Source organism: Kitasatospora sp. NPDC057904 (assembly GCF_042887925.1).
Classification (GTDB): Bacteria; Actinomycetota; Actinomycetes; order Streptomycetales; family Streptomycetaceae; genus Kitasatospora.
The window spans coordinates 58,828-77,693 of record NZ_JBHVOL010000029.1; the positions used below are offsets into that span (position 1 = coordinate 58,828).

The window sequence follows — 18,866 nt, forward strand, 5'->3', positions numbered from 1 at the left end:
CCACCCGGCACGGCGCTCCTACAGGCGCGGGTCGACCGGTTCGGACTCCAGGGCCAGGACCGCGAACACCGCCTCGTGCACCCGCCACAGCGGCTCGCCCGCCGCCAGCCGGTCCAGCGCCTCCAGGCCCAGCGCGTACTCGCGCAGCGCCAGCGAGCGCTTGTGGCCGAGGGCGCGCTCGCGCAGCCGGTCCAGGTGCTCGGTGTAGTCCGGGCCGTAGATGATGCGCAGGTACTCGCGGCCGCGCACCTTGACGCCGGGCTGGACCAGGCCGCCCGAACGGCCCTCGGCGCGCTCCGTGCGCACCAGCGAGCCCAGTGGCTTCACCACCATGCCCTCGCCGCCGGCCCCGGTCAGCTCCTCCCACCACGCGACGCCCGCGGCCACGGACGCCTCGTCGGCGGTGTCCACCACGAGCCGGCCGGTGCGGTGGAGCAGGGGCGCGGCCGGACCGCCCGCGGACGTGGTCGCGTCGGCGTCGGCGTCCACCAGGCGGTCGATCCAGGCGAGGTGCTCGTCGTGCGGGCGCACCGCGAGGTTCGCCCCCTCGGCGGCCAGCACCTGGAACGGCGCGAGCCGGACGCCGGCCAGCCCCTCGGTCGGCCAGCAGTAGCGCCGGTACGCCTCGGTGAACGCCCCCGCGTCGGCGGCACGCTGCCGCTGCCTGGCCGTCAGCCCCTCGACGTCCAGACCGCGCCCGGCCGCCTGCTCCAGCGCCGACAGCACCACCGGCAACGCGGCGCCCGCCGCCGCGCCGACCGCCGCGTACTGGCGGCGCAGCAGCTCGACGGCCTTCAGGGACCACGGCATCAGCTCGGCGTCGAGCAGCAGCCAGCCGGTGCCCAGCTCCTCGAACAGCCCGGCCCGCTCGGCGGCGGCCCGCACCCGGCCCAGCACCGCGGCCGTCAGGGCGTCGTCGCTGAGGAACGCGCGGCCCGTCCTGGTCCAGATCGCACCGGGACCGGCCACGCCGAAGCGCTTCTCCAGCGCCGCCTCGTCCCGGGCCACCAGCACCACCGCGCGCGAGCCCATGTGCTTCTCCTCGCACACGACCTGCCGGACGCCGTCCGCCCGGAAGGCGGCGAACGCCTCGTCGGGGTGCTCCAGGAAGCCGTCCCGGCGGGAGGTGGCCGTCGGGGCCATCGTCGGCGGCAGGTAGGCGAGCAGCCGCGGATCCAGCGCGAAGCGGCTCATCACCTCCAGCGCCGCCGCCGCGTTCTCCTCCCGGACGGCGACCCGGCCGTGCAGCCCGGTCTCGACGATCCGCCGGCCCGCCACGTCGGCGAGGTCCAGCGGACGGCCCTCCCGCGCGCCCGGCGCGTCGGTGATCATCGGACGCACCGGCGCGTACCACTCGCGCTCGGCCGCCACGCTCACCAGCTCGCGCTCCGGGTAGCGCAGCGCCGTCAGGCTGCCGCCGAACACGGCGCCGGTGTCCAGGCAGATGGTGTTGTTGACGAAGCCCGCCGTCGGCACCGGCGTGTGGCCGTAGACCACCAGCGCCCGGCCCCGGTACTCCTCCGCCCACGGGTAGCGCACCGGCAGGCCGTACTCGTCGGTCTCGCCGGTCGTCTCCCCGTACAGCGCGTGCGAGCGCACCCGGCCGGAGGCCCGGCCGTGGTACTTCTCCGGCAGACCGGCGTGGCACACCACCAACGCGCCGCCGTCCAGCAGGTAGTGGCTGACCAGGCCGCGCATGAACGCGCGCACCTCGGCCCTGAACTCCTCGCTCTCGCCCGCCAGCTGGTCCAGCGACTCCTGGAGGCCGTGCGAGACGGTGACCTTCTTGCCGTCCATCGCGCGGCCCAGCTTGTTCTCGTGGTTGCCCGGCACGCACAGCGCGTGGCCGGCCGCCACCATGCCCATCACCAGGCGCAGCACGCCGGGGGTGTCCGGGCCGCGGTCGACCAGGTCTCCGACGAAGACGGCGGTGCGGCCGTCCGGGTGCGCGGCGTCCACCGGGCGCCCCTCGGCGTCCCGGGTGAGGACGTAGCCGAGGCGGGTCAGCAGGGTCTCCAGCTCGGATCGGCAGCCGTGGATGTCGCCGACGACGTCGAACGGGCCGGTGAGGTGGCGCAGGTCGTTGTAGCGCTTCTCCAGCTCGATCCCGGCCGCCGCCACCTCCGCCGCGCCGCGCAGGATGTGCACCTTGCGGAAGCCCTCGCGCTCCAACCCGCGCAGGGAGCGCCGCAGTTCGCGGTTCTGGCGGGGGATGACGTGGGGCGGCAGCTGGCGGTCCGGCCGGGTGCGGTTGCGCTCCGCGCAGACACCGGGCGGGACGTCCAGGACGATCGCGATCGGCAGCACGTCGTGGTCGCGCGCGATCTTCACCAGCCGGCGGCGCGCCTCGGGCTGGACGTTGGTCGCGTCCACGACCGTCAGACGGCCGGCGGCGAGGCGCTTGCCGACGATGTAGTGCAGGACGTCGAAGGCCTCGGCGGAGGCCGACTGGTCGTTCTCGTCGTCGGCGACCAGGCCGCGGCAGAAGTCGGAGGAGACGACCTGGGTGGGCAGGAAGTGGCGGCGGGCGAAGGTGGACTTGCCCGAGCCGCTCGTGCCGATCAGGACGACGAGGGAGACGTCCGTGACCGGGAGGCGGCGGGGGGCGGCCGGGACGGACGGTGCTTCGGGGGTCCGTGCCTCGTCGGAGGCCGGGGTTGCTTCGTCGGTCATCGGGGTTCGCCTCCTTCGGGCGTCGGGGTGGTGGTGGCGGTGGTGGTGTCTGTATCGGCGGTGGTGGCGGTGGTGCCGGCGGCGGTGTCGGTGGTGGTGCCGGCGGCGGTGCCGGTGTCGGTGCTGGCGGCGGTGCGGAAGAGGGCCAGCTGGGTCGGCGGGCCGACCTCCGGGTCCTGCGGACCGACCGGGCGCAGCTCGACGGTGTAGCCGTACGCCGAGGCCACCCGCTCCGCCCAGGCCCGGAACTCGGCCCGCGACCACTCGAAGCGGTGGTCCGCGTGCCGGACGGCGCCCGCCGGCAGGCTCTCCCAGCGCACGTTGTACTCCGCGTTCGGCGTGGTCACGACGACCGCGCCCGGACGGGCCGAGCCGAACACCGCGGACTCCAACGCGGGCAGCCGGGGCAGGTCCAGGTGCTCGATCACCTCGCACAGCACCGCCGCGTCGAAGCCCTTCAGCCGCGCGTCCGTATACGTCAGCGCGCCCTGCGCCAGCGTCACCCGGGCCGCCTGCCGCTCCGGCAGTCGCTCCAGGCGCAGCTTGCGGGCCGCCACCCGCAGCGCCCGCACGGACACGTCCACACCGAGGATCCCGGTGAACCGGGCGTCCTTCAGCAGCGCTCCGATCAGCTCGCCCTGGCCGCAGCCGAGGTCGGCGACCTTCGTCGCACCGGTCTCGCGCAGGGCCGCCAGGATCGCGGCGCGGCGCTGCTCGGCGAGGGACGGCTGCTTCCCGGGGGTGGCCGGGGCTTCGGGGCTCTCGGGGTTGCCGGGGTTGCCGGGGTTGCCGGATGCGGGCGCGGTGCCGGTGGGCGCGCCCGGGATCTCCTGGGCGGTCTCGTCGGGCTCGTCGGCGACCGCGTTGTCGATCTCCTCGACCTCGCGGTCGTCCGCCTCCGCGAGACGGGCCAGCTCCAGGCGCTCCATCGCCGCCCTGGTCAGCGACCAGCGCCGCGACAGGTAGCGCCGGGTGATCAGGGCCCGCTCGGGGTGATCGGCCAGCCAGCCCTCCCCCGCGGCCAGCAGCTTGTCCACCTCGTCCGGGGCCACCCAGTAGTGCTTGGCACCGTCCAGCACCGGCAGCAGCACGTACAGCTGATGGAGCGCGTCGGACAGGCGCACGGACTCCGCGGCCAGTTCGATCCGCACGTACCGCGACTCGCCCCACTCCGGGAACGCCTCGTCCAGCGGGACCGCCTCCGCCTCGACCCGCCAGCCCATCGGCTCGAACAGCCGGGCCACCATCTCCGGGCCGCCGCCCTCCCCCACGCCGTTCGCGGGCACCGCGGGCAGCGCGATGCGCAGCGGACGCGCCAGCTCGGGCAGCTCGGGACGGGCCTGGCACACGCCCTTCATCGCCGACCGGAACACCGTCCGCAGCGCCACCGCGAGCAGCGAGGACGCGGCGTACGGCCGGTCGTTGACGTACTGGGCGAGCGCGAAGTCGGGCGAGCCGCCGCGGCCCTTGCCACGGCCCTTGCGGACCAGCGCGATCGGATCGACGTCCAGCAGCAGCGCCGCCGTGCAGAGCTCGTCCCCCGCCTCCGGGTAGAAGACGTGGGCCTCGCCGTGCGACGTCGTGAACCGCTGGACCTTGCCGGGATGCTTGTGCAGCAGGAACCCGAGATCCGTTGCCGGGCTCTCGGCGCTGCCGGTGGTGGAAATCGACATGAACACCTGCCCGAGTATTGCCGAGCGGTGATCCCCTCGGCACCGGGTTTTCCCAGCCCACGGCCGGTCGGCGACGCCCCGCTCCCGGCGTGTCCGGACGGTGGGCGTTTTCGGCGCCCGGCCCCCGCATTGGTTAACGTGCACGGTGTGACTGCTGAATCCACCACGCTCCCGAACGGCGCCGTCGCCGCCGGTCTGGCCACCATCGCCGCCGACGGAACCGTCCTCGACACCTGGTTCCCCGCCCCCGTCCTGACCACCGAGCCCGGCCCCGCCGGGACCGTCCGGCTCACCGCCGAGCAGGCCGAGGCCGAGCTCGGCACCGGCGCCGCCGAGGCGCTGCGCGCCGACACCCGGCGCGGCGTCGAGGTGGTCGCCGTGCGCACCACCATCGCCTCGCTGGACGAGAAGCCGCTCGACACGCACGACGTGTACCTGCGCCTGCACCTGCTCAGCCACCGCCTCGTCCGGCCGCACGGCCAGAACCTGGACGGCATCTTCGGCCTGCTCGCCAACGTCGCCTGGACCAGCATCGGCCCCGTCCCGGTCGACCGGGTCGAGTCGGCCCGCCTCGCCGTCCGCGCGCAGGGCGGCCAGCTCGCCGTGTACGGGATCGACAAGTTCCCGCGGATGACCGACTACGTCGCCCCGTCCGGCGTGCGCATCGCCCACGCCGACCGCGTGCGCCTCGGCGCGCACCTCGCCGCGGGCACCACCGTGATGCACGAGGGCTTCGTCAACTTCAACGCCGGCACCCTCGGCACCTCCATGGTCGAGGGCCGGATCAGCGCGGGCGTCGTCGTCGGCGACCACAGCGACATCGGCGGCGGCGCCTCGATCATGGGCACCCTGTCCGGCGGCGGCAAGCAGGTCGTCTCGGTCGGCGAGCGCTGCCTGCTCGGCGCCAACGCCGGCATCGGCATCTCGCTCGGCAGCGACTGCGTCGTCGAGGCCGGCCTCTACGTCACCGCGGGGACCCGGGTCACCACGCCCGACGGCAAGATCGCCAAGGCCGTCGAGCTGTCCGGCCAGGACAACCTCCTGTTCCGCCGCAACTCCCAGAGCGGCGCCGTCGAGGTCATCGCCCGTTCCGGCTCCTGGGGCGGCCTCAACGCCGACCTCCACGCCCACAACTGAGCCACCCGGCTCCCCTCAGTGCCCCGGCGCCGACTCCCGGCGCCGGGGCACTGTGCTGGGGCTGGGCTGAGCTGTTTTGAGGCTTCGGGGATCGCGTTCTTCCTGGGCCCCTCCCCAGGCCCCCAACCCTTCCTCCTCCACTGCCATCTGAGGCCCACCCCCCACCCCCGCCGCCCCCGCCCGCCACCTACCCTCGATTCCAAACAGCCCTGCGCGTTCCCCTGGGCTGCTCGGCTCCAGGTACACCAGCGCCGAGCAAGCGCCACAGAGCACTCCCCCCAGCGGCTCCAGATCCTCTTCAACGCTGCTGCTCTCCCGCACGGTCTGCGGGATCTCGGCGACGGTGACCGTCGGCATCGGCCGGTCGGCGTCCTCGCCGTCCTCGCGGACCAGCAGGACCATGCTCAGGCAGGCCGCCGTCAGCTCGGGGCCCTCCAGGAAGCTGCGAACGGCCGGGCGGCCGTGGAGCCGGTCGGCGACGGCGTGTGCGGCGGCGTGCTGGGTGGTGGTCATCTCGCCCTCTCGGTCCGTGGAATGGGGCGCCAGTGGCCCGGGGCGCGTGCCGCACAGGAAGTCTGCGAGGTCGACTTCCTGCGCTTACAGGGTGGTGGTCTGAGTGGCGCGGGTGCGGCACTGCGTGAGGGCGGGTTTGATGCGGGGGTCGGGGGTGGGGGAGGCGGCGAGGAGTTCACCGGCGGTGACGAGGGCCGACCAGTAGTGGGAGGGGTTGCCGGTGGTGGGGCGGGGGTGGGTGGCGGCGAGGGAGAGGTAGGCGGCAGTGAGGTTGCCCGTGGTGAACCAGCGGGCGAGGCCGTGCCGGTGGCCGGCGCGGATGCCGCCGAGGGCGTCGATCGCGGTGAGGAAGAGGTCGATGACGGCGAGGTCGCGGGCGTCGAGATCCTTGGGGATGTCGAACACGCCGAGGGCTTCGAGGAGTTCACCGGTGTCGGCCTCGAAGCCGGGGCGGGAGTTGTCGAGCAGGGCGTCGAAGCAGTCGTCGAGCCGGAGCTTGGTGTCGGCGGCCGGGACACCGAGGGCGAGGCAGACCGCGCGGGCGGCACGGAGGGGGTCGCGGGTGCGGCGGGCGAGGATGGCGTAGACCTCGGCGGACGTGGAGCCCGTGTCGAACAGGTGCCGGGCGGCGAGGGAGAGTCGCATGGTTGGCACCCGTTCAGACGGTGAGGAAGGTGGAGGCGAAGGAGGAAGAGGGGGCGACCAGGGCCCACACGAACTTGCCGACGCCGCCGGATCGCGGGCAGCAACCCCAGCGCTCGGCCAGTTCGTTGACGAGGAAGAGGCCGCGCCCGTGCACGTCGGACAGGGAGGGGGAACGGAGGCAGGGGCGCCCGCTGCTCGCGTCGTGGACTTCGAGGCGCAGGCGATCGTTGATGAAGGCGAAGCGGACCTCGATGAGGCGGTCGGTGGGCGCGTCGGAGTGCTGGACGGCGTTGGCGAAGAGTTCGCCAAGGAGCAGCTCGGCGACGTCGGAGTAGCGGTCGCCGGAGGGGAGCGCGGAGAGGTACGCACGGAGCAAGCGCCGGGCCAGGGGCGTGGATTCGGCCCGCGAGTCGAGGCGGGCGGCGAACGTGCGGGGCTGGCGGGTTTTGAGCATGGCGAAGTACCTCAAGGGAAGAGTGCATTCGAATGGAGTGAGCCATGCACTGGGCCTGCTCGGGCGACTGGATGGCGCCGAGGTCGACCCGCCGCTCCCGGGTAATAGACCCGAGCGGCCGGCCGAGCCACCGCTGGTGACTGGCTGATGACGAACAGTCAACATCCCTGCCCTGCAGTCGGCTATGGTCGAGGCGAGCCGGGAAGTTGAAACCCTTGAAACACGCCTGCAAGGGGGAACTGTCGTGCGAACTGGCCGTGAGCCAAACCGCAAGCTCGCCTCATTGATGACCGAAGCCGCTTGGGGGAACGGCGAGCTGGCACGGGCTGTCAACCGGACCGGCACTGAGACCGGGCAACGGCTCAAGTACGACGCCTCGGCCGTCTCTCATTGGCTCGGCGGCACCTCGCCCGCGGCGAAGGCCCTGCCGGTGGTCCTGGAGACGCTGGCGCGGAGGCTCAAGCGGCCGATCACCGCTTTCGAGGCCGGATTCCGCGACGTGCCTGCCAACGTTGACCAGTCGACAGATACGGTGTCAGGGCTGATCGACTTGGGGAGCCTCGATATGGATCCATCCCGGCGCGGAGTCCTCACGGCAGGCCTGTACTCAGTGGCCCTCACCATTCCGGGCTGGCCCGACCTGGCGGGCCGCTTCGAGAGGCGACGGACCAACCCACATCTGCGGATCGGCATGGAGGAGGTCCGGGCGGTCGCCGCGATGACCGAACGGATCAGCGACCTGGACGATCAGTTCGGCGGCCGGATGGCCCGCCCGATGGCCGCCTCGTTCCTGGTCAACACAATTGCCCCGTACCTGCAGGCGGACGCCACCGAGGATGTCCGCAAGGCGATGCTGTCGGCCGCCGCCGACCACTGCTACCTGACCGGCTACATGGCCATGGACGAACGCCATGATGCCCTGGCCCAGCGCTACTACATGAAGGCCCTGGAACTGGCCGGGCACGCGGGCGATCACCTCACGTACTGCACCACCCTGCGCGGCATGAGCGTGCAGGCCGTCGACCTCGGCCACGGCAGTACCGCCATGCGGTTCGCGGACGCCGCCTCGGCCGCCTCCCCGCAGGCCGGCCCCCGCATGAGGGCCTTCCTCGCCGGCCAACAGGCCCACGCCAGCGCCCAGACCGGAGACAAGGCCGGAGCCCTGTACCACCTGCGTCTAGCGGAAGTTGCGATGGAGCAGGCCGAGTCCAAGGCGAAGGCGTTCGGCTCCTATGATCCGTCCTCCCTTGCGTACCACGAGGCCAAGGTCCGCTGGGAGCTCGGGGACAAGACTGGCGCCATCGCTGCGATGGAGGCGTCCGACCGCCTGCGGTACTCCGTGTACGTGCGCAATCGGGTGCGGATGACGGGCATGCTCGCAGAGTGGAAGTTGCAGGCCGGCCGCCTCGAAGAAGCCTGCGCGGACTGGCATCGCGCTCTCGACGACTACCCGACTGTCCAGTCCGGCCGGGCCGACGACCGCTTCCGCTCGATGATGGCCATGATCAAGCCTTACCAGGGCAACCGGTACGCACGTGACCTGTGCGACCGTGCTCGACCGATGGCGAAGGCGGCCTGACCGGAAACGGGCACGTTGTCCGAGGCTCCGCTACCCCATCGATGGGGTAGCGGAGCCATTTGGTTACTTCTGGGCGTTGGCGCGGCGAGTGGGCTCCGCCATCGTCGGGCCCTCCGGCCAGGGGAGAGGTCCGAAGGGGCCGCTGATGCCCACCCCAGCGTAGAAGTGGAGACACCAATGCCCGTGCAGGAACGCGTCATCCAGATCCGCCGCCCCTACCTCAACCTGATCGCCGATGGCACCAAGACGATCGAGGTGCGCGTCGGCTATCCGAGTATGAGAAATGGCGATGTGCTTCTCCAGGGCCCCGGCGCCGCGACTCGCGGCGCCGGGGCCCAACTTTTGCCCCTCTCGCTCTTCTCTGGGCCCCACCCCCCTCCCGCCCTCTCGCCGCCCGCCCATGCCCGTGCCCCAAGGGCCTCGCCCTTTGCCCTGACCCCTGGCCCCGGCCTGGCTGCTCGGTGCCGGGGACACCGGCGCCGAGCAGCCACTGCAGGCCACCTCAACCCTCCGCCCGATCCCTCCAACCCTCGCCTTAACTCAGGGCTCCCTGAGGCGGCAACCCTCGTTTCACTCGGGAGGCTGACCTCCCCGCCGACATGGACCGCATCGGGTGGTGTGCGGTGACCCGGTGGCGGCGCGGGTCGTTGGACGCTGCGGCGGGAGCGTGCGCCCCGGTGGCAAGGCAGCAGCCACCCCCGCCGCGCGGGCCGAGCCACCGTCGGCCGCTTCACGTCGCACTACCGATCCGAAGAGGTCCCGTCATGTCCGAACTCTGGTCCGAGACATCCGCCGCGCCGCAGTTCCCGACTGCCCCGGCGGTCCCGGCCGCCACTCCGAAGAGCCTGCTGGAGCAGATGCAGGAACTGCTCGCCTCCGTGACCGCGGACCTCGCCGAACTCCAGTCCTCCGGCGTCCGCGACGCCGGTACGGCCGGCTACCCCACCGGCACCGACACCTCCGGGGCTCCGGCCGTCGCGCCGGGCACCCGGTAGTCCGGCGCCCCGTCCGTCGGCCCGCCCTCACCCGGCGGGCCGAGCCGGACCACCAGTAAGGGCGCGCCCCGGCCGGCCGGCTCGGCCTCCGCCGCTCCGAGGAACCGCCCCGCCGCCTGCCGGAGCCGCACCACGAGGTCCTTGCACTCCGCCACCGCGTCGACGGTGTCGATGCACGTCCAGTACACGCTCTCCGTGTCGGCCCCGCAGGCCAGCACCACCAGCGTCTCGCCGAGCTCGCGCAGCAGCCCGTCGAGCGCCCCCAACGTCTCCTCCAGGTCGCCGAGTTCGCCGAGCCGGCCGGACCGTCCGCCGCTCAGCACGGCTGCCCTGACCACGGACCGGTCCAGGCAGCCCGAGGCGACCGTGCCCGCCTCGGACAGCTGTCTGCCGAGTCCGGCCAGTTCCTCCTCGTCCAGCTCGGCCAACCGGGCCCCCACCGCTTCGGTGAGCAGCGCCGCCCGCCGCGCCTCCGCCAGCACGTCGGGTACGTGCCTGGCCTCGACCAGTGCGTGCCGGGCCGTCTTGATCAGTCGCAGCGCCTCCATGGCGCGTCCCCTTCCGCTCGCTTTCGCCGTCCGACCACGGCCGCCGCCTGGGCGGTTCGTGGTCACGGCGAAAGCGTGCGCCGAGAGGGGGAGGTGCGCATTGGGGCTTTTCAAAGCTGTGGAAAACCCCGGGGCTGTGGACAACTCCTGTCCCTCGCAGGGATTATTCGCGCACCTCAGGCTTGACGTAGGCGACCGATCCCGGCACCGGGAAGCGCTCCTCGTTCCGCTCGATCTTGGCCGCGAGCGCCTCCAGCGGGTCCACCCCCACCGCCGTGCAGAACTGCACCAGGTACGCGAGGACGTCGGCCACCTCGTCCCGCACCCGGTGGGCGCGCTGCGGGTCGGACATCACCGCGGCGGCCTGCTCCGGCGTCAGCCACTGGAAGATCTCCAGCAGCTCGCCGGCCTCCACCGTCAGCGCCGCCGCCAGGTTCTTCGGCGTGTGGAAGGGCTCCCACTTCCGCACCGCCGCGAAGTCCACCAGCCGCTGCCGCAGGCTCTCCAACGTCGGTGCCGCAGGGCCGGCACCGGATTCCTCAGCTCGTTCGTTCACGCGTCCAGGTCTACCGCATCCCCGTCCGCCCCCGCCCCGCCGTCCCCGCCGTCAACACCGTCAGCGGCGGCAGGAGCCGCAGAAGCGGCAGAAGCAGCCGCTTCCCCCTCCCCGCGCCCGCACTGGGCCGGCACCCGCGCCGTCTCGGGCCGCAGCACGGTGTGCCCCGCGGCCGGGTCGCGCCGGCACTCGACCAGCATGACCCCGCCCACGGACCCCCCGGCCAGCGCCTCCCGGGCCGCCGCCGGCTCCTGCAGCGCGGCCAGCACCCGCAACTGGTTGCGCCCCGACATCTCCCGCGCCAGCCGCAGCAGCGAGGCTGTCTGCTCGGTGGACAGCCCGGCCCCCAGGTCCCCCGCGAGCACCGTGAGCTGCCGGTGCGCCCACGGCACCTCGGCGGCCACGTCCAGGTCGAGCACCCCGGCGCCGGTGAGCAGCACGGCGGCGAACGCGAGGTGGCGCAGCATCCCGTCGGAGGCCTGGTCGGCCCCGGTGCGTCCGAGGAGGCCCTCGTCGAAGACGGCGAGGACTCCCCGGTCGGCGCCGGTGCCGCGGTGGGCGAGGTCGAGGCCGAGCAGCGGGTGCGGTGCGGCGGACTGGACGACCCGGAGGAGCTGGCCGTAGCGGCGCGGGCACTCGCCGGCGAGCCGGGCGATGACGGCGGAGATGTTGGCGGCGTTGCTGGTCAGGCGGGCCTGCAGGTCGGGGCGGGCCCAGTCGCGCATGAGGGCCGGCACGGGGTGGACGGGGAAGACCTCGCGCAGGGCGGTGAGCGCGTGCTCGGTGGCGGCGAGGACGGTGCGTTCGCCGGGCGAGGAGCCGGCGACCCGGAGCGGCAGCTGGGCGGTGATCATGGTGCCACTGGGGAAGGGTGCCCGAATGTCGCCCTGGCGGGTGTCGTTGTGCCAACAGACGTTGACGCGCCGGCCGCGCAGGTCCTGTTCGCCGGTCTCGACGAGGGTGCGCCCGTCGAGGCTGAGCGATTCGCGGGCGATCCGGACGGGTCCGTCGGTGCGGATGACGACGTCGAGCCGGATGCGGCCCGCCGGGGAGCGGACGGTGCAGCCGAGGATGATCGCGTCGCGCCCGTGCGGGACGCATCCGGCCAGGCCCCCGCGGACGGGCGTGGCGAGCTGGCCGGAGGCGCCGGGGATGCCGTCGAGGGAGTCCGCGATCTCCTCGCCGAGGGCGAGGCGGGACAGGACGGCGAGCGCGTCGAGCGCGTTGGCCTTGCCGACGCCGGCCGGTCCGTGCAGGACGGTGAGCGGTGCGAGCGGCAGTGCGGCGCGCCGGTAGGACTTGAAGGAGGTGAGCCGGAGCTCGTCGACGGTGGGGCGCGGTACGGGCGGCCGATCGGGCGCCGGGGCGTCCGGTCGGGGGTGGGACGGCGAGGCGGTGCGGGTGGCGTCGCGGTTCACCCGTCGGACCCTAACTGCAGGTCAGGCGGCAGAAACGTGCCTGCGCGGCAGATTCATCCCATCGGGGAGCCGCGTGCACGGCCCGGGCATGGGAGGCGCACAGGGTGCGCACAACGAGGGCGCGCAGGAGAGCCCTCAGCGCCGGTACACCGCGACCGTTCTCAGCGACCGGGCCTCAGCGACCGGCCTCAGCCCCCGTTCTCAGCGCCGGTACACCGCGACCGTCACCGACGCCGTCACCTCGACCGGCTCCGGCAGCCCGGCGAGCGCCGCGGCCAGCCGCTCCGGATCGGTGTGCCAGGCACTGGGCCCCATCCCGACCACCGTGCGCACGTCCTGCGGCCCGAGCCGCAGCGTGAACTCGACCTCCCGTCGCCCCTCGGGCGTCAGGTACGGGCCGAGCTTCTCGTCGATCCGCCGCTGCTTGTCCTCGTCGACCGACAGCAGCCCGAGCGCGGCGACGAGTTCGCGCAGGTGCCGCGGGGTCGGCGAGACCAGCAGCAGGGTGCCGCCGGGGCGCAGCACGCGGCGGATCTCCGGCCCGTTGCGGGGCGCGAACACGTTGAGCATCAGCCCGGCGGACCCGTCGAGCAGCGGCAGCGGGCGCCAGGCGTCGCAGACGACGGCGCCGATCCGGGGGTGGGCCTTGGCGGCGCGGCGCAGTGCGTACTTGGAGATGTCGAGCGCGGCGCCCGGCCGGCCGGGCAGGGCGTCGAGGACGTGGGCGAGGTAGTGGCCGGTGCCGGCGCCGAGGTCGGCGACGAGGCCTTCGGGGTCGGCGGACGCGGCGGCTTCGGCGAGGGCGTCGGCGATGGGGCCGTAGTGGCCGGCGGCGAGGAAGTCGGCCCGGGCGGCGACCATGTCGGCGGTGTCGCCGGTGCCGGTGTGGGCGTCACCGGCGAGGAGGCTGACGTAGCCCTGCTTGGCGAGGTCGTGGCTGTGCCCGGCGGGGCAGCGCAGGCTGCGTTCGTGCCGGGCGAGGGGCTGCGCGCAGTGCGGGCAGGCCAGGTAGGGCTCGATGTCCTGCAGCAACGTTCCGTCTTCTCTCGCCGTGCGTCCCGAGGGCCGTCCCGGGTGTTCCCCGAGGTGCTCGGGGGTGCCAGCCTAACGACCGCGGCCGGCCGCGACGCGCAGGGCGAGGTCGGCCAGTGCCTCGGGGGCGCCCGCGCGGCCGCGGATGCCGGGGAAGGCGTTGACGTCGACGACGACGGGCTCGGCGGGCCCGTCGAGCAGGTCGACGCCGTACACGTCGAGGCCGAACGCCTCGCCGACGCGCAGCGCGAGGGCGGCCCGGTCGGCCGGTGGTTCCCATTCCGCGGCGGGCCGGGCGTCGGCGGCGGGCGGGGCGAGTTCGGAGCGCCGCCGGGCGGCGAACACCCGGCCGTCGACGACCCACAGCTTCTGGTCCCAGCCGGTGCCGTCGAGGAAGGGCTGGGTGACGACGGCTTCGTCCGGCCAGCGCTCGGCGAGTTCGCGCAGCCGGGCGGCGTCGTCGACCCGGGCGACGAGGTCGCCGCGCCGGCTGTGCCGGCTCTTGACGACGAACGGGTAAGAAGAATCGACGAGTTGGCCGAGCGTCCCGGGTGAGCGCGTCTCGGCGAAGGGCAGTCCGGCCGCCAGCGCGAGTTCGGCCATCCGCACCCGGTCCTGGCAAAGTCCGGTCGCCGAAGCCGAGTTGACCACCGGCACCCCGCGTGACTCCACCTCCCGGGCGAGCGCCAGTGCTTGATCCGTTCGGGCCTTCAGCAGGCAGACGTCACCGGCCCATGCATCCCCCGGCCCGACGACCTCCACCCCGTGCCCCCGCGCGCGCAGCACCTCCGCCGTGGCCGCCAGCACCGGGTGCCCCGGGTCCGCCGTGATCAGCCCGACCCTCACAGCGCGCCCCCGCCCGCCGTCACCAGCGCCGGGGCCGGCACCGACACGGCCGTCCCGCCGCGCGCGAGCCGCAGCACGGCCCGTCCGACCCGGGCGACGGCGTCCGGCACCTGCCGGAAGCTCGGGAAGTCGTTGACGTCGACGACGACCGGCCCGTCCGGTCCGAGCAGCACGTCGACGCCGTACAGGTCGAGCCCGAACACCTCTCCCACCTGCGCCGCGATCCGCGCGACCTCGCCCGCGAGCGGCACCCGCCGCTCCCGCACCCCCTGCCCGGGGTGCAGCGGCGAGCAGCGCTCGGTGGCGTGGAACTCGCCGTCGACGCAGTAGATCTTGAGGTCCACGCCGGAGTTGGGCACGTACGGCTGCGCGATCAGCAGTCCTTCCCCGGCGAGCGAGGGGCCGAGCGCGAGCAGGTGGTCGGGGGTGCGGACGAGCCGCACGGCGCGTCCGGAGCTGCCGTCGGCCGGCTTGACGACGAGCGGGTACTCGGCGGCGGGTATCTCGGCGAGCCGTTCCCACCGGGCGGCGGCGTACGTGACGGGCACGGGCAGGCCGCGGGTGCGGGCGATGACGGAGGCGAGCGCCTTGTCGCGCACGCCGCGGATCGAGCGGACGTCGTTGACGGTGGTGAGCCCGACGGCCGCGGCCGCGTCGAGGAGGGTGAGGCCGGGCCCGCCGGAGACGGTCTTGAGCACCCACGCGTCGTGGGTGCCGGCCCGCACCGCCTCGGAGATCGCGAGGAGCGAGTCGCCGGGGCGCAGCACGTCCACCCGGTGCCCCCACGCGGTGAGTTGGCGTGCGACGTCGAGCGGCATGCCGTCGTGCCGGTAGTGCTCCTCCACCAGAAAGCAGAGCCTCATGGGCCTGTCTTCCCCCCTTGCCGTACCGAGTCCGGAGTTTTCCGCCGTCCCCCTCGGCAGAGCTGTGAAGGCATCAGCATGCCACGGGGTACCCGATCAAGATCGCGGCGGCGGTAAGCGTTCGGCAACAATCGCGGGAAGGCCGGTGCGTGTCCGGACGACCGTCCGGCGCCCGGCCGGTCAAACCGGTGGCGGGCGGTCCGCGAGTCCTGCTTGGATGCCGCCGTGACTTCTGCCGATCATGCACCCGCGATTCCCTCCACCACCGCCTCCGCCACTGCGGACCCGCACCTCCTCGACGAGATCGAGCGCTACTACGACGCGGTGCCGCGCAGCGCCGCGCGCACCGAGGACTTCGGTCCGCTGACCCTGTTCGTCCGCGACGGCGCCGGCTGGCCGTACTACGCCCGCCCGACGCTGGGCCACGACGGGCCCGCCGTGACCGCCGACGACGTTCTCCGAGTGCTCGCCCGCCAGCGGGAGTTGGGCGTGCCGGAGGCGTTCGAGTGGGTCGCCGAGCACGACCCGGAGCTGCGCGCCGCGGTCGAGGGGGCCGGGCTGACGGTGCACGAGCACCCGCTGCTGGTGCTGGGCCCGGCGGACGAGCCGGGCGCCGCGCCGGCGCCCGCGGAGCGGGTGGAGGTGCGCGTCCTGGCTGCGGACGCACCGGAGTTGGCGGCCGCGCTGGCCGTCCCGCGACTGGCGTTCGCCGATCCGGGCACCGGCATCGGTGCCGCCGGGACCGTCGAACTGGCGACGGCGGAGCAGGAGTTGGCGGCCGACGGCACCGCGCGGCGGGTCGCCGAGCGGATCACCGCGGGCACCACCGTGCTGGCGGCGGCGCTGGAGGACGGCACACCGCTGTGCGCGGGCCAGCACAACCCGGTGGGCCCGGTGACGGAGGTCGGCGGGGTCGGCACGCTTCCGGCGGCGCGCCGGCGTGGTCTCGGGCTCGCGGTGACGGCGGCGCTGGTCGCCCACGCCCGCGCGAACGGCGTGCGGACGGTGTTCCTGTCCGCCGCGGACGAGGACGTCGCCCGGATCTACCGCCGGGCCGGCTTCCGCCCGTTCGCGACGGCCCTGATCGCCGAACCGGCGACGCCCGACGGAACGGCCGACGGAACGGCCGACTGACCCGGCGCACCGGACGAACGGGAACGGGGGCGGCCGTCAGTCGTCGTCCCCGTCCTCGTCGTCCGCCCCGGTGACGCCCTCCCCCTCCGCCTCGTCCACGACCCACGCGGACAGCCGCTCGGCGACGCCCGACACGCCGAGCCGCCCCTCCCGGATGGCCCGGGCGAGGCTGCGCACCTCGCGGGCGGTGGTCGCCACCGTGCAGCCGCTCGCGACGAGGTAGGCGTAGGCGACGGCGGTGGCGAACAGCTCGTTGGTCTTCTCCAGGGCCGGCACCCGGATCAGCTGGTGCATCAGGGCGGCGGCGCGGTCCTGCGGTTCGGGGTAGACGGCGATGTCGAAGATCTCGGCCTGGTGGCGGGAGACCGCCGCGAGCAGCGATCCGTAGTCGGTGACCTGCGGGTCACCGGGCGTGTACTGCTCGGCGGTCATGAGCAGCCACGAGAGGTCGACCTCCAGTTTCAACGGCGCACGCCCTGGAGGTCACCCGGCTCCGCGGTTTCCGCCAGGAAGGCCGTCTCGTACTCCTTCATGAACTTCGCGGCGGCGTCGACGAAGGCGCGTCCGGACTCGCCCATGTCCTGCTGGACCAGGCGCTCGATGTACTGGTTCATGCTGATCCCCTGCTGCTCCGCCCGCTCCCGGGCCATCTCCGCGGTGGCGGCGTCCACCCTGACGTTCAGCTGCTTTTTACCCATGGGCCTCAAGCTAGCGCTGAAGTGCTAGCACAACAAGGGCGCGGATCCCGCCCCCACACGCACCCACCGCACGCCCCCGCACAACCCCGGAGGCGCCCCGGACTCATACCCACCGTCCGCCGAACCACCCCCGCCACGACGGACGAGACTTGAAGAGTCCTGCACCTTCCGAGACTCTGAACACTCCTGAGCGTTCCGTGAAGCGGCACCGACCGGTGTGGAGGCCGGCAATGACAGCCATGTTCGACCAGGAGCTGCGCGAGCAGCTCGCCCAGGCCCGCCGCGACCTCGCGACGGCCCGGGCCGAAGGGGACGCCGACGGCGTCCAGGCGTACGAGGGCCGGATCTCCGAGCTGCTCCGGCTCGCCGCCCAGCACGGGATCGACCTTCCGCACGACGCCGCCGAGGAAGAGCACAACGAGCCCTGACCACCCCCGACCGAGCGGTACGCAGCGAGCGGCCGGAAACACCGAGGAGGCGGCACCCGGAACACCCCGGGTACCGCCTCCTCGGCACGTGCGCGCCGCTACCTCACCCGGCCGCGCCGCCGACCGGCTCCAGGATCGCCACGCACTCGAAGTGGTGCGTCATCGGGAACAGGTCGAAGGCCCGCAGCGAGACCGGCCGGTAGCCGCCCTCGCGGAAGAAGCCGAGGTCCCGGGCGAGCGCCGCCGGGTCGCACGCGACGTACGCGATCCGGCGCGCCGCCAGGCCCGCCAGGTGCGCGACGGTCTCGCGCCCGGCGCCCGAGCGCGGCGGGTCCAGCACGATCAGGTCGGTGGCGGTGATGCCGGTGCGCGGCAGCAGCGTCTCGACCCGGTCGCACTCGATCCGGACGTTGTCCAGCGCGGCCAGGTTGTGCCGGGCGTCGACCGCCGCCTGCTTGGCCGACTCGATGCCGAGCACCGCGCCGTCCTCGCCGACCCGGTCCGCCAGCGCGCCCGCGAACAGGCCCACGCCGCAGTACAGGTCGAGCGCGTTCTCGCCCCACTGCGGGTCCAGGCCGTCCAGGACGGCGTCCACGAGGGTGTCCGGCGCCTCCGGGTGGATCTGCCAGAAGCCGCCGTCGCTGACCCGCCAGGTGCGCCCGGCGGCCCGCTCGCGCACGAAGGAGCGCCCGTGCACGCGGTGCACGCCGCCCTGGTCGTCGATGCGGGCGATCGACACCGGCTTGTCCAGCTCGACCAGCGGCAGCTGCGCGCCGGGCCGCGGGGTGAGCACGATCTGGCGGTCCGAGGAGCCGGTCGCGGCGAAGACCTCGACCGAGGCGACGCCCGGCCAGTCGCGGGCCTCGACGCCGAGCTCGGTGACGCCCTGCGCGGCGATCAGGCAGTGGTCGACCGGCTGGATCTCGTGCGAGCGGTGCTTGCGCAGACCGACCTTGCCGCTGTCCGCGTCCACCGCGTACTGCACCCGGGTGCGCCAGGCCGGCACCTGCCCGGCCGGGAGCTTGCCGCCGACCGGCTCGACGCTGCCGTCCCAGCCCGCCTCCTCCGGGGTGAGCCCGGCCAGCTTCGCCAGCTGCTCGGTCAGCACCGCCGCCTTGAGCTTGCGCTGCCCGCCGGGGGTCACGTGCTGCCAGTCGCAGCCGCCGCACTTGCCGGGCCCGGCGAACGGGCACGGCGGGGCGATCCGCTCCTTGGCGGGCTCCAGGATTTCCACCGCGTCGGCCCGCAGGAACCGCGACGTCGTGGTCCCCTCGGTCACCTGCGCGACCACCTTCTCGCCGGGCAGCGCGTGCCGGACGAACAGCACCCGGCCCTCGTACCGGGCCACGCAGTGCCCGCCGCCGTGCGCGACCGCGCCGACCTCGACCTCGTACCGCTGCCCGACCAGCGGGTCACCCGACGGCGTCTCCGGCCGCTGCGAGCGCGGCTGCTGGCCGCGCAGCGCCTTCGGCGGGCGCACGGCCTGCTTGCGCGGCGCCCCGCCCCTGCCGGACGCGCCGTCCTTGCCCTGGGAACCCGCGCCGCCCTTGCCGGACGCGGCAGCGCCCTTCCCGGCAGCAGCCTTCCCAGCGGCGCCCTTCCCGGCGGAGCCCTTGGCCGAAGCCCCCGAGGCCCCCGAGGCGCCGGCGCCCTTGCCCGACGCCGCGCCCTTGC

General features: G+C 73.9%; 20 protein-coding genes. 6 read left to right on the forward strand and 14 right to left on the reverse strand.

Annotated features, from left to right (window positions below; all coding sequences use genetic code 11):
- Positions 1-18: 18 nt before the first annotated feature.
- Both ACFVSN_RS39830 and ACFVSN_RS39835 read right to left on the reverse strand, forming a co-directional pair.
- Positions 19-2,673 (reverse strand): polynucleotide kinase-phosphatase, encoded by a 2,655-nt coding sequence (locus tag ACFVSN_RS39830; protein ID WP_387958323.1) that lies wholly within the window; start codon positions 2,671-2,673, stop codon positions 19-21.
- Complete coding sequence (locus tag ACFVSN_RS39835) at positions 2,670-4,352, reverse strand: 3' terminal RNA ribose 2'-O-methyltransferase Hen1 (RefSeq protein ID WP_387958325.1); 1,683 nt, start codon at positions 4,350-4,352, stop codon at positions 2,670-2,672. The genes ACFVSN_RS39830 and ACFVSN_RS39835 overlap by 4 nt, the downstream gene beginning before the upstream one ends.
- 141 nt (positions 4,353-4,493) lie before the next feature.
- On the opposite strand from ACFVSN_RS39835, the gene dapD reads away from it, so the two are divergent.
- Positions 4,494-5,483 carry a 2,3,4,5-tetrahydropyridine-2,6-dicarboxylate N-succinyltransferase gene (gene dapD / locus ACFVSN_RS39840; RefSeq protein ID WP_387602670.1) on the forward strand — a complete coding sequence of 330 codons (990 nt, stop codon included), beginning with the start codon at positions 4,494-4,496 and terminating at the stop codon, positions 5,481-5,483.
- Positions 5,484-5,498: 15 nt separating this feature from the next.
- Here the strand turns inward: dapD and ACFVSN_RS39845 are convergent, their stop codons facing one another.
- The 3 genes from ACFVSN_RS39845 to ACFVSN_RS39855 form a co-directional block, all read right to left on the reverse strand.
- Positions 5,499-5,996: a hypothetical protein gene (locus ACFVSN_RS39845; protein WP_387958327.1), complete on the reverse strand. Its 498-nt coding sequence runs from the start codon at positions 5,994-5,996 to the stop codon at positions 5,499-5,501.
- Between the two features lie 84 nt (positions 5,997-6,080).
- On the reverse strand, positions 6,081-6,641 hold the full coding sequence (locus tag ACFVSN_RS39850; RefSeq protein WP_387602667.1) for a hypothetical protein: 561 nt from the start codon (positions 6,639-6,641) through the stop codon (positions 6,081-6,083).
- 13 nt (positions 6,642-6,654) lie between these two features.
- Entirely contained in the window at positions 6,655-7,095 is a 441-nt protein-coding gene (locus tag ACFVSN_RS39855) for an ATP-binding protein (RefSeq protein WP_387602664.1), read from the reverse strand.
- Positions 7,096-7,381: 286 nt separating this feature from the next.
- On the opposite strand from ACFVSN_RS39855, the gene ACFVSN_RS39860 reads away from it, so the two are divergent.
- The 3 genes from ACFVSN_RS39860 to ACFVSN_RS39870 all read left to right on the forward strand — a co-directional run bounded on the left by ACFVSN_RS39860 (position 7,382) and on the right by ACFVSN_RS39870 (position 9,669).
- Entirely contained in the window at positions 7,382-8,674 is a 1,293-nt protein-coding gene (locus ACFVSN_RS39860) for a tetratricopeptide repeat protein (RefSeq protein WP_387602661.1), read from the forward strand.
- 177 nt (positions 8,675-8,851) lie between these two features.
- Positions 8,852-9,301, forward strand: coding sequence for an ASCH domain-containing protein (locus ACFVSN_RS39865; RefSeq protein ID WP_387958329.1), 450 nt, complete (start codon positions 8,852-8,854; stop codon positions 9,299-9,301).
- A 137-nt stretch (positions 9,302-9,438) separates the two neighbouring features.
- Complete coding sequence (locus tag ACFVSN_RS39870) at positions 9,439-9,669, forward strand: hypothetical protein (RefSeq protein ID WP_380498615.1); 231 nt, start codon at positions 9,439-9,441, stop codon at positions 9,667-9,669.
- Here the strand turns inward: ACFVSN_RS39870 and ACFVSN_RS39875 are convergent.
- The 6 genes from ACFVSN_RS39875 to ACFVSN_RS39900 form a co-directional block, all read right to left on the reverse strand.
- The gene (locus tag ACFVSN_RS39875; RefSeq protein ID WP_387603019.1) at positions 9,612-10,217 is read right to left on the reverse strand and encodes a DUF6099 family protein; all 606 of its coding nucleotides are present in this window, start codon (positions 10,215-10,217) and stop codon (positions 9,612-9,614) included. The two genes, ACFVSN_RS39870 and ACFVSN_RS39875, sit on opposite strands and share 58 nt — an antisense overlap.
- Positions 10,218-10,380: 163 nt before the next feature.
- A complete protein-coding gene (locus tag ACFVSN_RS39880; RefSeq protein ID WP_387958331.1) occupies positions 10,381-10,773 on the reverse strand; it encodes a nucleotide pyrophosphohydrolase in 393 nt (130 codons plus the stop codon).
- Positions 10,770-12,191 (reverse strand): AAA family ATPase, encoded by a 1,422-nt coding sequence (locus ACFVSN_RS39885; RefSeq protein WP_387958333.1) that lies wholly within the window; start codon positions 12,189-12,191, stop codon positions 10,770-10,772. The genes ACFVSN_RS39880 and ACFVSN_RS39885 overlap by 4 nt, the downstream gene beginning before the upstream one ends.
- A 201-nt stretch (positions 12,192-12,392) precedes the next feature.
- Entirely contained in the window at positions 12,393-13,223 is an 831-nt protein-coding gene (locus ACFVSN_RS39890; RefSeq protein ID WP_387958335.1) for a putative RNA methyltransferase, read from the reverse strand.
- 72 nt (positions 13,224-13,295) lie between these two features.
- Positions 13,296-14,069, reverse strand: a complete 774-nt coding sequence (locus tag ACFVSN_RS39895; RefSeq protein ID WP_387958337.1) for a RimK family alpha-L-glutamate ligase — start codon at positions 14,067-14,069, stop codon at positions 13,296-13,298.
- Entirely contained in the window at positions 14,066-14,932 is an 867-nt protein-coding gene (locus ACFVSN_RS39900) for a RimK family alpha-L-glutamate ligase (protein ID WP_380444498.1), read from the reverse strand. The genes ACFVSN_RS39895 and ACFVSN_RS39900 overlap by 4 nt, the downstream gene beginning before the upstream one ends.
- A gap of 225 nt (positions 14,933-15,157) precedes the next feature.
- Between ACFVSN_RS39900 and ACFVSN_RS39905 the strand changes: the two genes are divergently transcribed.
- On the forward strand, positions 15,158-16,066 hold the full coding sequence (locus tag ACFVSN_RS39905; protein WP_387958339.1) for a GNAT family N-acetyltransferase: 909 nt from the start codon (positions 15,158-15,160) through the stop codon (positions 16,064-16,066).
- A gap of 36 nt (positions 16,067-16,102) precedes the next feature.
- Here ACFVSN_RS39905 and ACFVSN_RS39910 read toward each other — a convergent pair whose 3' ends face one another.
- Positions 16,103-16,531, reverse strand: a complete 429-nt coding sequence (locus ACFVSN_RS39910; protein WP_359974421.1) for a fic family toxin-antitoxin system, toxin component — start codon at positions 16,529-16,531, stop codon at positions 16,103-16,105.
- On the reverse strand, positions 16,528-16,764 hold the full coding sequence (locus tag ACFVSN_RS39915; protein WP_363653907.1) for a toxin-antitoxin system HicB family antitoxin: 237 nt from the start codon (positions 16,762-16,764) through the stop codon (positions 16,528-16,530). The genes ACFVSN_RS39910 and ACFVSN_RS39915 overlap by 4 nt, the downstream gene beginning before the upstream one ends.
- 230 nt (positions 16,765-16,994) lie before the next feature.
- On the opposite strand from ACFVSN_RS39915, the gene ACFVSN_RS39920 reads away from it, so the two are divergent.
- On the forward strand, positions 16,995-17,192 hold the full coding sequence (locus ACFVSN_RS39920) for a hypothetical protein (protein ID WP_380444496.1): 198 nt from the start codon (positions 16,995-16,997) through the stop codon (positions 17,190-17,192).
- Positions 17,193-17,295: 103 nt separating this feature from the next.
- On the opposite strand, the gene ACFVSN_RS39925 is transcribed toward ACFVSN_RS39920, so the two are convergent.
- The gene (locus ACFVSN_RS39925) at positions 17,296-18,654 is read right to left on the reverse strand and encodes a class I SAM-dependent RNA methyltransferase (protein ID WP_387958345.1); all 1,359 of its coding nucleotides are present in this window, start codon (positions 18,652-18,654) and stop codon (positions 17,296-17,298) included.
- Positions 18,655-18,866: the final 212 nt, after the last annotated feature.

Excerpts from the sequence above, each read along its gene's own strand:
- ACFVSN_RS39875 (WP_387603019.1), bottom strand. The coding sequence starts at position 10,217 with ATGGAGGCGCTGCGACTGATCAAGACGGCCCGGCACGCACTGGTCGAG.
- ACFVSN_RS39855 (WP_387602664.1), bottom strand. The coding sequence starts at position 7,095 with ATGCTCAAAACCCGCCAGCCCCGCACGTTCGCCGCCCGCCTCGACTCG.
- ACFVSN_RS39915 (WP_363653907.1), bottom strand. The coding sequence starts at position 16,764 with ATGGGTAAAAAGCAGCTGAACGTCAGGGTGGACGCCGCCACCGCGGAG.
- ACFVSN_RS39870 (WP_380498615.1), top strand. The coding sequence starts at position 9,439 with ATGTCCGAACTCTGGTCCGAGACATCCGCCGCGCCGCAGTTCCCGACT.
- ACFVSN_RS39860 (WP_387602661.1), top strand. The coding sequence starts at position 7,382 with ATGACCGAAGCCGCTTGGGGGAACGGCGAGCTGGCACGGGCTGTCAAC.
- ACFVSN_RS39850 (WP_387602667.1), bottom strand. The coding sequence starts at position 6,641 with ATGCGACTCTCCCTCGCCGCCCGGCACCTGTTCGACACGGGCTCCACG.
- ACFVSN_RS39900 (WP_380444498.1), bottom strand. The coding sequence starts at position 14,932 with ATGAGGCTCTGCTTTCTGGTGGAGGAGCACTACCGGCACGACGGCATG.
- ACFVSN_RS39830 (WP_387958323.1), bottom strand. The coding sequence starts at position 2,673 with ATGACCGACGAAGCAACCCCGGCCTCCGACGAGGCACGGACCCCCGAA.
- ACFVSN_RS39920 (WP_380444496.1), top strand. The coding sequence starts at position 16,995 with ATGACAGCCATGTTCGACCAGGAGCTGCGCGAGCAGCTCGCCCAGGCC.
- ACFVSN_RS39865 (WP_387958329.1), top strand. The coding sequence starts at position 8,852 with ATGCCCGTGCAGGAACGCGTCATCCAGATCCGCCGCCCCTACCTCAAC.
- ACFVSN_RS39845 (WP_387958327.1), bottom strand. The coding sequence starts at position 5,996 with ATGACCACCACCCAGCACGCCGCCGCACACGCCGTCGCCGACCGGCTC.